The organism is Methanohalophilus sp. WG1-DM, assembly GCF_004104135.1.
In the GTDB taxonomy this organism is placed as follows: Archaea; Halobacteriota; Methanosarcinia; order Methanosarcinales; family Methanosarcinaceae; genus Methanohalophilus; species Methanohalophilus euhalobius.
In genome coordinates this window covers 152603-167906 of sequence record NZ_RRBA01000002.1, presented here as the reverse complement: position 1 = coordinate 167906, position 15304 = coordinate 152603, and the positions used below count along the sequence as shown (strand labels likewise).

15 protein-coding genes are annotated in these 15304 nt (G+C 44.5%); 2 read left to right on the top strand and 13 right to left on the bottom strand.

Going from position 1 to position 15304, the window contains the following annotated elements; genetic code table 11:
* Position 1: 1 nt before the first annotated feature.
* The 9 genes from CI957_RS02785 to argC form a co-directional block, all read right to left on the bottom strand.
* Positions 2 to 856 (bottom strand): DUF4130 domain-containing protein, encoded by an 855-nt coding sequence (locus tag CI957_RS02785; RefSeq protein WP_164909012.1) that lies wholly within the window; start codon positions 854 to 856, stop codon positions 2 to 4.
* Positions 853 to 1989, bottom strand: coding sequence for a radical SAM protein (locus CI957_RS02780; protein WP_128754170.1), 1137 nt, complete (start codon positions 1987 to 1989; stop codon positions 853 to 855). The genes CI957_RS02785 and CI957_RS02780 overlap by 4 nt, the downstream gene beginning before the upstream one ends.
* Positions 1990 to 2058: 69 nt before the next feature.
* A complete protein-coding gene (locus CI957_RS02775; protein ID WP_096712694.1) occupies positions 2059 to 2574 on the bottom strand; it encodes a metalloregulator ArsR/SmtB family transcription factor in 516 nt (171 codons plus the stop codon).
* 46 nt (positions 2575 to 2620) lie between these two features.
* The gene (locus tag CI957_RS02770) at positions 2621 to 3340 is read right to left on the bottom strand and encodes a sugar phosphate isomerase/epimerase family protein (RefSeq protein ID WP_128754169.1); all 720 of its coding nucleotides are present in this window, start codon (positions 3338 to 3340) and stop codon (positions 2621 to 2623) included.
* A gap of 141 nt (positions 3341 to 3481) precedes the next feature.
* Positions 3482 to 4804, bottom strand: coding sequence for an ADP-dependent glucokinase/phosphofructokinase (locus CI957_RS02765; protein ID WP_128754168.1), 1323 nt, complete (start codon positions 4802 to 4804; stop codon positions 3482 to 3484).
* Positions 4805 to 6280: an ADP-specific phosphofructokinase gene (pfkC, locus tag CI957_RS02760; protein WP_096712691.1), complete on the bottom strand. Its 1476-nt coding sequence runs from the start codon at positions 6278 to 6280 to the stop codon at positions 4805 to 4807.
* Between the two features lie 22 nt (positions 6281 to 6302).
* Positions 6303 to 7481: a bifunctional ornithine acetyltransferase/N-acetylglutamate synthase gene (gene argJ, locus CI957_RS02755; protein ID WP_096712690.1), complete on the bottom strand. Its 1179-nt coding sequence runs from the start codon at positions 7479 to 7481 to the stop codon at positions 6303 to 6305.
* 9 nt (positions 7482 to 7490) lie between these two features.
* Entirely contained in the window at positions 7491 to 7955 is a 465-nt protein-coding gene (locus tag CI957_RS02750; RefSeq protein WP_128754167.1) for a CBS domain-containing protein, read from the bottom strand.
* Between the two features lie 19 nt (positions 7956 to 7974).
* The gene (gene argC / locus CI957_RS02745) at positions 7975 to 8994 is read right to left on the bottom strand and encodes an N-acetyl-gamma-glutamyl-phosphate reductase (protein ID WP_128754166.1); all 1020 of its coding nucleotides are present in this window, start codon (positions 8992 to 8994) and stop codon (positions 7975 to 7977) included.
* 62 nt (positions 8995 to 9056) lie between these two features.
* On the opposite strand from argC, the gene CI957_RS02740 reads away from it, so the two are divergent.
* On the top strand, positions 9057 to 9485 hold the full coding sequence (locus tag CI957_RS02740; RefSeq protein WP_096712687.1) for a nucleoside 2-deoxyribosyltransferase: 429 nt from the start codon (positions 9057 to 9059) through the stop codon (positions 9483 to 9485).
* A gap of 12 nt (positions 9486 to 9497) precedes the next feature.
* On the opposite strand, the gene CI957_RS02735 is transcribed toward CI957_RS02740, so the two are convergent.
* The 4 genes from CI957_RS02735 to acs all read right to left on the bottom strand — a co-directional run bounded on the left by CI957_RS02735 (position 9498) and on the right by acs (position 14600).
* Entirely contained in the window at positions 9498 to 10091 is a 594-nt protein-coding gene (locus tag CI957_RS02735) for a TIGR00296 family protein (RefSeq protein WP_096712686.1), read from the bottom strand.
* A 14-nt stretch (positions 10092 to 10105) separates the two neighbouring features.
* On the bottom strand, positions 10106 to 11350 hold the full coding sequence (locus CI957_RS02730; protein ID WP_394328817.1) for a phosphoglycerate kinase: 1245 nt from the start codon (positions 11348 to 11350) through the stop codon (positions 10106 to 10108).
* 71 nt (positions 11351 to 11421) lie between these two features.
* The gene (locus CI957_RS02725; RefSeq protein ID WP_096712684.1) at positions 11422 to 12489 is read right to left on the bottom strand and encodes a phosphotransacetylase family protein; all 1068 of its coding nucleotides are present in this window, start codon (positions 12487 to 12489) and stop codon (positions 11422 to 11424) included.
* A 17-nt stretch (positions 12490 to 12506) separates the two neighbouring features.
* Positions 12507 to 14600, bottom strand: a complete 2094-nt coding sequence (gene acs / locus CI957_RS02720; RefSeq protein WP_128754165.1) for an acetate--CoA ligase alpha subunit — start codon at positions 14598 to 14600, stop codon at positions 12507 to 12509.
* Positions 14601 to 14717: 117 nt separating this feature from the next.
* On the opposite strand from acs, the gene CI957_RS02715 reads away from it, so the two are divergent.
* Positions 14718 to 15284 carry a flavodoxin family protein gene (locus CI957_RS02715; RefSeq protein ID WP_096712682.1) on the top strand — a complete coding sequence of 189 codons (567 nt, stop codon included), beginning with the start codon at positions 14718 to 14720 and terminating at the stop codon, positions 15282 to 15284.
* Positions 15285 to 15304 lie beyond the last annotated feature (20 nt).

Here is a 15304-nt window from a genome sequence, read left to right as displayed (position 1 = left end):
ATTATTGACCACCTTGTTTCTCATTCACAAAATCAAGTAATGTAGATGTGGGAATACCCCGTTCTACAAAATACCGATCTTTTTTAGACATTGTACTATAGCCGGAATCGCCGCGGGGCTGTAATCTTTTTGAAAGCGAATGGTTACGTCTGTTGTCTATCATCTGGCTTTTGTAATAGGTATCCCACAATTCTTCCGGATTAGCAGAATCTTCAGAAGGAATCAAATGTTGTATTGAATCCACAGATGTTTTCAGGAAATGCTGCATCTTCAGGATTTCACCATTGCATACATAAGCAAACTTTCCATCAACAACAATTACCGCCCTATCTGGATTGCGTACTGCAAGCCACCTGCAAAGCATATCAGACACATGGTTTTTGGAAGTTACATTTACATAAAGGACTGTATCTCCGCAAACTGGCCGCACAAACATGCAAAGTCTGTGATAATTGTTTTTAACCTCACGCATGTACCGGTAATATCGCTTGTAAATTCTTTCTTTACCACAATAAAGACCATCCACCTCCCCTTCACACCCATGCAATAGTCTCACAAGCTCTGCAGGATTGCATTTCCTGTGTCTGAGCACCAATTCTATATAATTCAATGGAGGGGAATCAAAATTGGTTATTCTGTGCCACCCATCGGGAAAAACTCTTTTGGCCAACTGCTCCTTATCAACCTTACTATTGAATCCAACCCGAATTACTTCAGCTGTCGGGTAGGTCATTTTCAATTTCGTTTCCCCTTCATTGGGATCACAGGCAAAAACCAGATCTGCCTCTGGCCGTTGCCTCAATTCCAGACAGGCCAGTAAGACACCTGTTACAGTGGCCTTAAAAAGAATAATCATGTGCATTCTCCTGCAAACTGTATAAGGTTAGTTTGCCCGGAACCACCAATTTTGATAAAGGGGCGTGCACGACCTATAACAACACCCATACGTGCAAGTTCATCCTCCCCATAAATTGGCCTGGATCTCAGGATACGGGAAGCACTTATAGGCCCTATACCCGGCACCCTGAGCAGGGAAGAGTGATCGGCGCTGTTTATTTCTACCGGAAACATTTCCGGGTTGACCCGGGCAAGTTCAAGTTTAGGATCATCATTCAAAAGAAAACCATCGTCATTATAGATTTGATCAATATGCCCGGAATCCAGGCCATAATCTTTCAAAAGATAAGATACCTGATAGAGCCTCTGTTCCCTCCATTTTGGAGATGTTGAACCATTCTCAAGCGGAGTATCAGGTACCGGGTCAAAACTCATAAAATAAGGTCTGCGCAACTGGTATTTTTCCATGAAATCATGCACGGTATTCACAATATCCCTGTCGGGTTCGTCAAGGGCACCCACAACAAACTGGGTATCGTTGGCACCTATGATCTTATGATCATATCTGTGCAATTTCCTCTGTTTCCTGATCAATTTGCAGATCCAGTTCAAACGCTGAAGGACATCATTTTTGTAATCGAAATTGGGACAGATTTCCGAATAGTTCACAGAACCCGTTGTTTCTGCATTTACCCCGAATTTGTTGGCAACCCCGGCTACCTCCTGCAGCAAATGGAAAGGTGTACCGGGCATGAGCCGAAGGTGGATATAACCATTAAACCCCTGATTTCTCAAGAGCCGGGCCACATGAAGCTGTTTTTGGGTTGTTGTTTCAGGATCCCCGATAACACCGGAGGAAAGGAAAAGGCCTTCGATCGCATTTTTCCTGTAAAAATCCCAGGTAATTTTCACAATCTCTTCCGGGGACAGGGAAACCCTGCGCACATCCCTGTGACAGCGATTAGGACAATAGGTACATTCTCCGGCACAGTAGTTGGTCAGTAATGTCTTGTATAATTGAATGCAGCGCCCGTCTGGCCCGAAAGCGTGGCATACTGCACTCTGATTACAGCTGTCATACTTTGTACCCGAGGAAAGGTATCGCATCCTCTCATGCAAAGTGAAATGATAGCCGTCTGAAGGAATACTCATTACATGTAACTAAGTTCATCGCCTATATAAGAGACAAGAAAGTGGATTGAAAGTATTCGTTGGGCACCTTCATTCCCTGACGTGAATGTCAAGCCGAATCCTTGTGATAGGTTCCAGCTTTTTCCAGTCCACGATTGTATCATCTTCCAGTACGCAGTCATTCACGTTTTTATCCCCCAATTGGCCATCAATCTCATAAACATAAAGGCCTTCCTCCCCATCAGTAGAAACAATCATCTCCCTATCTCCCTTTTTCCTGACATCAATATCTGCCACATTGCGCAGGGCTTCCATAAGGCAAGCACCTTTCTCGACTTCCACATGCCTGGTGGGAGCAAACGAATCAACAGCCAGATGAATATTTTTCCTGTTGGGTTTTAATACATGGGATTTTCCGAAAATATGTCTCTCAAGGAGTTCTGATTCTTCAAGCACCTTTACATGCTTGGAAACTACCGATACTGATATATCCAGTTCCCGGGCAATTTCAGATATATGCATTTCGTTGCTGCTTAAGAGTTCCAGTATTTTAATCCGGGTTTCACTACCAAGTGCATGAAATATCCTGCATCCCATCGAACTCATATACAGGTCAAGTGAATTGTAAATATATAAATTTAACTGGATTTGTTCATTTGATACCCATATTTTTCAGAGCAGAAATACTTTGAAGAGCATCTTCAGCTGATTTGTTCTCAATTATCTTAATAGAGTTGTTTTGGCGGAGTAATCCCTGTATGGCCGAAAAATCAATATTTCCCTCACCAGGAGGCAAATGTTCATCGTTATTCCCGTGGTTATCATGAATATGAAAATGGGAAATCTCACGTTCAAGAAATGCCTCCAGATTGCCCATTGTGTTGGCATGACCAATATCCAGTACAAAATCATTTGCCCCTATCTCAAAATCCGGTTTTCTGAAAAGGAAACATTCCCATTTGGGCATATTTTCCACACATATCCGCACACCGGCATCCTCACCAATCCTTTCCAATACAGGCAACGATTTTTGGAATGCATTAAATGCAAAATCCCTATCATAAGCAAAGGGGAAATAACCGGGATGGACAACCATGACTTCAGCATCAATTTCATTGCAAACACCTGCCATGTCTTCCACAAGTTGGAGAGCTGCATTCCTTATAGGTTCACGAATGCTTGCAAGATTGAGGTCTGTACTGGGAGCATGAACCGTATATTTCAAGTCATAGGAAAAGGCGATTTCATCCTGCCTGAAGAGGTCATGTCTTCCTTCAGAAAAGATTTCTGCACAATTGACAACGTGTTCAATATTTTGCAAAGCTTCACCAAGCGATAAGTCGTGATAAGCAAACGAAGAGATACCGATCATAAGTAAAATACTCCTGGAATATAAATAATAACCCTGATTACTTTAACTTATGGCAAGTGTACTTGAGACTATATTAAACTTATCTCGAATCCACCAAAATTAATATAAAAATTGCAACACGGAATGGATAGCCTGAAATTTTCAGGATCTATTGCGTAATTCAAGCAAGCGCAGGAAAGAAGATGCAGTAAATGTATCTCCCAACCCAACTGTCACTGCCGGCTCATTGACCACAAGCGTGGGAATTGCACAAAAATAATACTCATTGAAGATACCACATATCCCAAAACCATACTGCCTGGCTCCAGTAATAGACTTTATTCTCTTAACCTGCAGGCTACCGTATTCACTGCGCTTGAATTGACTGCACCATTCCTCCAGTTTGGACCTGTCCGGCAATAATCCTGAAGAAGCAAAGTATGCCGCACACTTCAAACCAAAATCAATAGCATCTATTTTCTGCTCATTCAGGTTATCTGAAGCAGAGAGACAAAAGACAAAATCCCTGGTATGGACAACAAGGGCTCTGGCCAAACAACCTTTAATGCAATTGCGGGCCGCTTGGAACATTGCGGAAATATCCATTTCATGTATGCCTTCTATCCCAAAACCCATCTTCTGCGTCAGGGTTGCAAGTTCATCTTCGTTCAAACCCATAGAATCAACCCTTCCTGCAAGTTTAAGGAAAACATGCCTGGCGATATCCGATGTCGCAAAATGACCCAACTCAGCATGGATGAAAAACCCGGGCATCGAATTCCATTCATCAATCTGTGCAAGGACAGGAGATAACTTTTCCTCGAAAGAAGAATCATCCGGATAGGAGGGTTGGAGCATATGAAAACCGGATACAACTGCACCATCCATTTCCCCAATATGTGCGGTTGCATATTGTTTGAAGAAGGAAGAAATTGTCATTTGAGGGTTGAATTTATCAAATGTTGCAATGAACCTGTTTTCCCGGGATACAGTTATCCTGCGGCCGTATAAGTCGAAATTATCCCCTTGACGAAAATCAAAAACAAAATGTACCGGCTCCTCTTCACCCCTCTGGCTTTCGAATTTTGGAGGGAGTACCATTCCCCTTTTTGAAAAAAGAGCCTCCTGTGTCCCGGAAAGATAAACAACATTGGGAACAATCATATCTACATTGAGCCCGGAGAGGACATTGGCCATTATACCCATATTCCCCCCAATTCTGATCTCTGCCTCTTCAAAAAAACGTTTCTTGAGAAAATCAAGAACATCCCGGGAATAAATGAACCATTCTGCACCCCTGCCATATTCCATACAATGGATAAGTCCGGCAAGGAAATCTTCGAGGGAATTTATGATATCCGGCTGGCGTTCGATCTTCATCAGCAGTTCCTTTTCATCCACCTCACCAAGGATGGATTCCACATCCCTGCCGGTTATCCTGTAAACTGCATCGATATTAGCGTTGTAACCGCAAAGGATATTCATTCAATCCTCCCGCGGACTGCACATACCTGCCAGCACAGCTGCAAAGGCACTTGCTGAAATAGTATCTCCTATACCTACCGTATCAACGGGATGATCCACCACCCTGGCCGGAATGATTAATACGTCATGATTGCGGGTGCAGATACAACCTCTTTCAAAATCGTCCAGATTACATTTTCCCTGCCTGACAAGATAGGCACCCAGTTTGTCAATTTGGTCCATTCCCTGTGTGGATATAGGTACATCCAGACCTGCTTTTATATCCTCAAAACTGTCTATCCCGCCCTGAAGGGCTCGGGCAGCGGCTGCAGTGGATGCAAAAAGCAGGGAATCAAGATGTTGTTCAATATCAATTGGACAATCTTTGGAAACAACACATATATAAAAGCCCAGGGAGTGCACATGAATCCTCTGCAATCTGAGTTCATGAAGCAGCCGGACAGCTCCTTCATAGAGGGCTACTATAGCATCTTCTCCCCTTTTGATTACCGAATATGCAAGTTCTTCATAACCCAATACATTCAATGCATTGGCAACTTCCACAGTATCAAGACCCAGTGAGTGGACATGATTGCGCACAATATCATTCAGAATTGCCGAACGAATGATTTTATTCTGTATGGAAGTGAATTCCACATGTATGCAAATATCGGGATTGGCTTTTTTTAACTGGCCTATTGCCCCTACCGCACGTTCTACATAATCCCTGTAAGTCATGCCATCTTCATATTCTTCTTTTATCATCTGGTAACCGGAGAGAATAGCCCCATCGACGGTTTTGCCCATCTCGGGAAGGTGCTCATAGACCTCATCGGACATATCGATACGAATCCAGGGCGGACGTGATGAAATGATCAGGCGGTTATCACGAGGAACTATTATCCTATCCTCGGCATATTTCACAGAGAGTCCTTTATTGAATTCTATAATCCAGTTGACCTTGGCTTTATAATCGGGATTGCAGGCCTCTGCAGGAGGAAGCAATTCCATCCTCCCCTCCCTGACAAAAGGATGTAAAAGATTAGGGGAGGATACAAAGTAATCCGCCTGCTCAGGGGAAAGCCAGGGGATATAAGCAATTACTTTATTCAGATCCATATTGGCAAGCAGATTGGATATTATCCCGGCCTGCCCCCCCATCCTGGCTTCATCAAAAACAAGATTATCGGTCAACCATTCATGGATATCAGTTGAATAGGTGGGAATTTCCGCAGCTTTACCGTCCTTCATTGCAATCAGGAGTCGTGCAAGGAAATCTACAGGAGAATCTATCTGTCGGGGATAGGAAAATATTCTCTGCTGGACAGTATCCACATCCACTTTCCTCAGCAGGTTTTCCACATCACCGGGACCAATGTGCTTGATGGCATCCACATTACTGTTATAGGCAACAAATATTCCGTTTACACAGTGAATATTTCGTGCAATCGACTCATAACTCTCAATGTATCTCTTATCCCACTCAGATATATCCATTCAAATTCCCCCTGAAACAATATCATGTAGTATATTCCGCATTAATACGCACATAGTCATATGTAAGATCACAACCCCAGGCAACCGCAGAAGCTTCCCCAAGTGAAAGGTCCACTGAAATTATGACAGTATCACTTTCCATTATGGATTTTAGTTGTTTGTTGGCAGAGATATCCGCCACATGACCGTGATCCACCAGAGTAACTGCATTTTTTCCATCCGAAAATTTCAGAGAGATTTTATCCTGATCAAGAGAGGCACCTGAATATCCAGCTGCAGCAACAACCCTACCCCAGTTGGGATCATGCCCGTATATTGCAGATTTTACAAGAGGTGACCGTACAATGGTTTTGGCAACCTTGCGTGCATCGGCCAGGTCAGAGGCACCGTTTACCTGTACTTCGATAAGTTTGGTAGCACCCTCCCCGTCTCGGGCAATTTTCTTCGCAAGTTCCACAAGGACATAATCAAGTCCTCTCTGGAAATTTGCTACATCAGGAGCTATTGAAGAAGCACCTGTTGCGGTTAACAGAGCCATGTCATTGGTACTGGTATCACCATCGACTACCATCATGTTAAAACTTGAATCGTTGGCTTTTACAAGACATTTTTTCAGTGTATCGGCAGAAAGAATAGCATCAGTATAGATAAAAGCAAGCATTGTTCCCATGTTGGGCTCGATCATACCGGAACCCTTTGCAATACCTCCGATACGTACACCACACTCCAGTTCTACAGCCACTTCTTTTTCCATCAGATCAGTGGTCATGATGGCTTTTGTAGCATTGCGGCATCCCTGAGGATCCGCAGAAAGTGCCCCGTAAACTTCATCCAGATGATCTTTTATCCAACCTACATCAAGAAAACGGCCAATTACACCGGTGGATGCAACTGCGATGTGGGAATCCTGAACTCCCAGTTTGCTGGCAGCAGCCTTTGCCATCTCACGGGCATCGGCCATTCCCTGTTCACCGGTGAAGGCATTAGCATTTCCGCTGTTTATAATTGTGCCTGCAATATATTTATGGTTTTCAAGATTGTCTCTGGTAAACACTACCGGCGCCGCTACAATCTTATTGCGTGTAAAAACGCCTGCGCAAGGACCCGCACCTTCAATCAGTGCAAGGCCCATGTAATCATCCTTCAAACCGGAAGCATGGACGCCACGTACCGCACATATACCGCCTTCAATTGCTCTCATGACAGAACCTCACAGACTACCCAGACCCCTGATGATATCTCCTCTGGTGATTATCCCTGTAAGTTTATCATTTTCAACCACCGGCAGGCGGTTTATCTTGTGTCTGGACATCAGGTGGGAAGCATCCTCAATTGAATCTTCAGGAGAGACAGTGAATACACCGGTGCGCATTATTTTGCGAACCGGCATTGAACCTACATCTGAAAGCATTTTTTTGGTATCTTCCCAGCTGATAAATTCCCGGATAGGGATTTCTATCACCTCAAAGGGACTGGGGAGCCAGAAGTCACCATGTTCGGGAGTTTCCAGCAGAGCCAGTAAGTCAACCTCTGAAAGTATACCTACAATCTTGCCGTTGTCCACTACAGGCATACCACTTATGTCATTATCCTTCAACGACCTGGCAGCATCACTCACTTTGTCATCTGGGCTGCAATAAATCACATCACTGTTCATAATTTCTTTTACAAGCATAAATCAACCTCCAAATAAATCAGGGCGCAAGGCCCGCATTCCATAGACCATCGGTTTCCCTGAAACCACACATGAGATTCATGTTCTGTATAGCCTGTCCTGAAGCTCCTTTTACAAGATTATCAATTGCCGAGATAACGACAAGCCTGTTACTGTTTGCGTCAATCTCAAAACCAATATCACAGAAATTGGAACCACGTACATTACCCAGCGCAGGTATATCATCGACCATTCTTACAAAGGGACAGTCGGAGTAAAAAGAATCATATAACTGCCGGATATCTTCTTCTGAGCATTCTTCATTAAGAAAGAGATGAGCTGTAGTCAGTATCCCGCGGATAGCAGGGATTACATGAGGAGTGAAATTAACACTATCAAGGCCACCAAGGCCATTCAATTCCTGCCAGATCTCCGCCCGGTGGCGATGGGTTGTGAGCTTGTAGGGCTGGATGTTTTCCGCCATGTTGGGGTAATGGGATGCCTGGCTTGGATTCACACCGGCGCCTGTTATGCCGGATTTGGAATCAAAAACTGCAATATCTGCAAGCCCTGCATTAACAACAGGAGCAGCTGCCAGGGTGGCTCCTGTGGGATAACAACCCGGATTGGAAACAAAGGTTTCCCCCTTTACCTCGGGATGCAACTCCACCAAGCCAAATACTACCTTACGGGGGTCATGGTGTTTAATGCCATAGACCTTTTCAAATTCTTCCACATCCAGACGATAATCCGCACTCAAATCCACAATAAGCAGGTCACTGTCAATAAGTTGAGGTACAATATCCATAGCACTGCCATGAGGCACTGCCAGAAATACCACATCACACCTCTGCTTTACAGCAACAGGATCAAGTTCTTCAAATTCAAGATCCGTCAAACCTGCCAGATGGGCATGTTTTTTGGATACATTTTGTCCGGCAAGTTTTCTTGAAGTTGCCATTTCAAGATTTACATGGGGATGATTGAGAAGAAGGCGCATCAATTCCCCCCCCGTATAGCCGGAGGCACCGATTATGCCTGCATTAACCTTATCTTTCATGTTTTAGTGTTATGTTTTACCACTAATTAAAGTTATTACCATACAGGCAGGCAAGGGAAACAATGAATTACAAAGAAATATACCTGGCAGGCCCTCTTTTTTCCGAGGCTGAGAAGAATTTCAATGAACAACTCACAGAGAAAATCGAAAGTGCAGGATATGACGTATTCCTGCCACAGAGGGATTCAACAGATACGAAAAGTATGCGCAAAGAACAGGATGCTGCAGAATTGTTCCGGAGAAATTCAGAAGCTATAGACAGAGCCGATCTTGTAATTGCTATACTGGATGGAGGCAGCGATGTGGATTCCGGTACAGCCTGGGAAATCGGCTATGCTTATGCTAAAAATATCCCGGTAATGGGGATGAGGACTGATTTTCGTACACTTGGAATCGAAGGTACGGTCAACCTGATGATAGAAAAAACCCTAATTAAACTAGTGTATTCAACCGATAAACTACTTACAGAACTTGAAAATATGAAAAGATAAGCAGTTTAGAATTTAGAACTGCTTTTCCACAACTTGCCCCTCAGGGGATTCTTCAGAAAAGACCTGTCCTTCAAACCAGTATACTTCAGCGCCTGTAAGCCATGCGTCCGGTGAAAGTCCGGCTTTTATGCAGGTGTGATTCAAAAAATCCACAGCATTAAATCCCTGCTCAGGGGCCACCTGTGGCAGAAGTAAACCCTGATAGAAACCCTGTTTGACTATAAGCCCATGCCTGCCTATCTCTATAAGACCGGGCAAATCTGCAGCAGCCGCATCAATCTTTTCAGGCGGGGTCAGTACAGTAACTTCGACCGTGATTACAGACATCTCCTGTAGCTTTACAGGAGGAAAACGCGGATCCCTTGTTGATGCTGAGATGGCAGAATCAACAATTGCATCCTTCAGGGATGAATCTGGATAGGGATGACCAATACAGCCCCTCAAATCCCCTTCCATGGAGAGGGTTACGAAAACGCCGCGCTCTTCTTCAAAGACCGGAGAGAGGGACATAGAATCCGGATCCAGCTTAGTACCGCTCTCAAGAAATTCAGTGATAGTATTGCGGGCAAGGTTTACCGCCATCTTGCCTTCATCCAGGCCAAGCATAATATTACCTCCACTCAATCGTGTTTAGATATTATGACAGCAGCTTTTTTAAGGGCTTCGATTGCGGGTAGGGGAGTGCCTGCAAGATAGTCGATGCATGAGCCGCCTCCTGTACTTATGTGGGATAAACTGTGATCGAACCCCATATTCCGCACCTCGGCAGAAATATGCCCGCCTCCTGCAATGGAATAATCGGCTTCTGTGGCAGCTTTTACAATCTCATAGGTCCCCAGTTCAAATCCATCCTGTTCGGAAACCCCGGCTGGTCCATTGAGAATTACAGTGCCTGCTTGACTGATTTCCCTGGAATAAGCAACAATCGTTTCAATTCCTATGTCATTGATTGGGAGTACTGAATCCCCGACTTCTTCGACCGATACTTCGATCCTGCTGCCGTTATCATTCAATGCTACATCTATGGGTAAACCCACTTTTCCGTCAAAATCGTCAAGAATTTTCTTTGCCCTGTCTATCTGTTCAAGGTAGCCCTGGGATTCAATGAAATCCTTATTTGCTTTCCCGATATCAAAACCTGATGCAGCCAGCATTACATTTGCAACAACACCTGTCACAAGTACGCGGTCAGCGCCACCATTTGAAAGTACATTTTCAGCAACCTTAAGGGAATCGTCAACCTTGGCACCACCCAGTACAAAAATACAGGGTCTTCCCCCTCCCTTTATTCCCATGTCCAGAGAGGTAATCTCTTTTTCCATTAAACGGCCTGCACCACAGGGAAGGAGATGTGTAAAACCCATTAAAGAAAGATGAGAACGATGGGATACTGCAAAAGCATCATTCAAAAAGATGTCCGCAAGGGGAGCCAGATTTTTCACCATATGTGTGCTTGCATGCTCTTTGGCAGATCGTGAAATGGTTTCCTCAGAATAGAAACGTACATTTTCGAGCAAAAGCACATCCCCTTTTTCCATTGCTGCAATCCTTGAACGGGCATGAGAGCCGAAAATATCATCTACGTATTCCACTTCCCTGCCCAGATAGTGACTTAGTCTTTTTGCATGGGGTTGCATTGTTGTGAAATCACTTTTTCCCGCCCGACTTTGATGGGCAAGCAATACTACCCGTGAATCTTCAAGATCCTTTATTGTGGGAATGTGGCTGCTTATCCTCAGGTCATCCAGAATACTGCCCTCGGGGTCCATCGGGGTATTGATATCGACTCGCACCAGAATTGTTTTGTCGTCAACATCAAAATCATCAATAGTGAAATAATCCTTGTCCTGCACGGTATCCATCACCAGTCAACCTTTCCATTAACATAGGCTACTTCAGCCAAGCCCCTATATACATATCCATATTATATATGTTCTTATAAACCTGCTGAATCCAGTATAGAGTCAACATCCACATTCTCTTCAATCAGTCTAACGATTGTTTCAATCTTGGTCTTCTGCTGAATCCGGGCATGTCCGATTAGATTCTCCATTCTTTCTATCGTGGAAAGAGTGTCACCCTTTACAAGTACAACAACCACGCCTGCTTCATCAGCACTTCCAAGTACAGCTTCGCTGGGCCGGAGATTGCCCGTCAGGATCAATGCCCTTGCCCCGGCCTCTATAGCCGCCATCTGTATATCCGCGCGGTCCCCCCCAGTCACTACTACACTGTTTGGTGTGCGCCTGAAATACTTGATCGCTGAATTAACTTCCATAGCACCCACAAGATAATGTTCAACAAGTTTACCCATTTCCTGTGCACCCGTCAGGACATCCCCTCTCAAATCTTCCACAATTTCTGCTATAGAAACCGCTCCAAGTGTATGATCGCGGGGAATTACACCAAATACCTTCACCCCTTTCTTTTCAAGGAAGGGTACGACCATATCCCTTACCATTCCTAATTTGTCTTCTTCAACTTCATTGAGAATGATACCTGAAAGCATATTCCTGTCATCTATCAGTTCAATGTCACAGAGAATCCGGTCCACTGCACTAACCGAATCAAAACGGGTAATCAGCAGGATCTTACTATCCAGTATGGAAGCTACCTGGGGATCTGACAAATTGTACATGGCACCACTACCGATACCTCCTTCACCCTCTATGAGAACCATATCTTTACTCCTGGAAACTTCTGAATAAGCCTGTTTCAGGGTTTCTTCCAGGTGTTTTTCCACTCCCAGCAGAGCATCATTGATAAGATTCTCGGTAAGCATAATCGGAGTGATGCAACTGCGGGGGGTCTCAAGAGACAGCAGATTCCGCATTTGTTCTGCATCCTCATCGGAGAGAACACCATCAACATCAACCAGCAGGTTACCCACCGGTTTCATGTAGCCCACACTTTTTCCACGCTCTTTAAGAATCAAGCCAAAGCCACTGCATATCGAACTTTTACCAGAATAATTTTCAGAAGAACTTACAAGTATTGAAGCCATACAAACCCTCCCTTTTATCAATTTGATTCTTTCAATGTAAGACGCATATCCATAGCAAAACAACCTTCATCTTCCGGAAGGACCATCAACGGATTTATTTCAAACTCAAGGACCTGCGGGAAATCTTCCACAAGTCTGGAAACACGCACAAGGACATCCGCCACCGCATCCACATCATATGCTTTTTCTCCCCTTACACCTGTAAGTAAAGGATAGGAACGGATGGAAGAAATCATTGAGTGAGCATCCTTTTCATTGAGTGGGGCAAGCCTGAAAGATACATCTTTAAGGACCTCTACATATGTCCCACCCAGCCCGAACATAAGAAGCGGGCCGAACTGCACATCCCTGTTCATACCGATTATCACTTCCCGGCCACCTTCAATCATTCTCTGTAATTGCACACCTGCAATTCTTGCAGAAGGCATGTAGCGACCTACATCCGACATCATTGTATGATAGGCACGCCTGACATCATCTTTATTCATCAGTGAAAGCCGGATACCTCCAACATCGGTCTTGTGTGAAATGTCAGGAGACAGGACTTTCATAACTACAGGGTAACCAATCCTTTCACTTTCCTCCACCGCTTCTTCCACAGTGGAAGCCTTCCCGGTTTCCACAACTGGAATACCATAAGCTTTCAGAAGATCAAATGATTCAAGCCCCAGGATTTTTTTATCCTTTGCTGCTGCTTCATCGAGCAGTGCAGATGCCATTTTCCTGTCCGAATGAACCGGTTTGGGTAAAGGATAAGTTAAACTTCGCCTTTCCCCATAATCACACAGGGCACCCATACTGGCAACTGCTCTTTCAGGGAAGGTGTAATTGGGTACTCCCCCTGCTACAAGAATTGAATTGCCTTCCATAACCCGTGTACCTCCTACAAAACTGCAAAGTACCGGTTTATCAGAATTTTCCATTTTTTGAATTACAATCCTGGCGATGCTTGTCACATCAGTCATCGCCTGGGGAGAAGTCAACAGGATTACACCATCCACATTTGGATCTTTTAACACAATTTCAAGGGCATCACCGTAGAGTTTTGCACTTGCATCCCCCAGTACATCCACAGGATTGTAGAAACTGGCAGCATCCGGCAGAAACTCACGTAAGCCTTCAATTGTTTCACCAGATAAAGAAGCCAGCTCCAGACCTTCATAATAACATGCATCCGCCGTGAGAATACCCAGACCACCTGCGTTTGTGAGTATGGCAATTCGCCTGCCTGAAGGGATTGGCTGGGTTGAAAATGCCCTTATATAATCCAGCATATCTTCCAGCGTATCCGCACGAATCACACCGGCTTTATCAAAAGCGGCATTATAGGCCTGATCAGAGCCGGCAAGAGTACCTGTATGGGATGATACTGCCCGGGAACCGGCAGCTGTACGTCCTGATTTGACCAAAACCACAGGTTTTTTCCTGGAAACATCCCTGGCAATTTCAATGAATTGTGACCCATTTTTGATACCTTCCAGATAGGCTGCAATAACCGAGGTCGACGGATCGTCCCGGAATTCGGCCAGAAATTCGTTTTCCCCCAGATCAGCCTTATTCCCAAGGCTTACAAATTTGGAAAACCCCATTCCATTGGCTTCTGCCCAATCAAGGGTAGAAGTACATATGGCACCGGACTGTGACATCATTGCAATATTGCCCTCATATGCCATCGATGCAGCAAAAGAGGCGTTCAGACCTGCAACCGGGTCCATGATTCCCAGACAGTTGGGACCTACCATGTGAATTCTGTATTCCTTACAAATCTCCAGGGACCTGCGTTCAAGTTTAGCTCCCTCAATACCTGCCTCCTTGAACCCCGCAGAGATTACCACCACGTATTTCACACCTGCCTTTCCACATTCTTCCAGTGTAGGAGGCACTACTTTTGCAGGTACGACTACAACAGCAAGGTCCACTTCATCGGCCACATCAAGGATGGAAGCATAGCATGTAAGGCCCTCTATCATTTCCTCACCGGGATTGACAGGGTAGATATTTCCTCTGAAATCCTTTACAAGGTTGGAAAGGACAGCATTTCCCACTTTACCCTTTTTCCTTGATGCACCGATCACAGCCACTGAATCAGGATTAAAAAGACTGGATAACATGATTATTCCCGGCTCCCTCTTTACAATAAGGAGAAGGGCCTATGATTAATAAATTTATACCAAAGTCACCCAAAAGCTAATATTAACATAAACCTATACGGGCAGTCAGGTGATTTTATGAAAATTCTGGGCATATCAGGCAGTCCTAAAAAGAACGGAAACAGTGAACAGATGATAAACAGAGTCCTCGCCATGGCTGAAAAAAGAGAATTTAACACTGAGAAGGTATTCCTCTCAGGGATGGAAGTCAAACCCTGTATTGCATGCGGCAATTGCAGGGAAAGCGAGGAATGTCCTATCAATGACGATATGGAAAAGATCTATCCAAAACTGGATGAAGCGGATGCAATTATCGTGGCTTCCCCGGTCTATTTCGGAAGTCCCACTGCCCAGCTGAAGGCCCTATTTGACAGAAGCGTCCTGCTCAGGAGACATAATTTCAAGCTCAGCGATAAGATTGGTGCAGGTATTGCTATTGGTGGCTCCAGAAATGGGGGACAGGAAAAGACCATACAGGTAATCCAGGACTGGATGCATATTCATGGAATGGTTGTTGTGGGAGATGGCGGACATTTCGGCGGCATTGTCAAGAAGCCATTCAGCGAGGATGAGACAGGCACCAAGACACTGGACGATACTATTGAAAAGGTGTGTGACTTACTCGAAATGATGAAGAAAACATAAATAAGGAGTCCTTTCCTTAT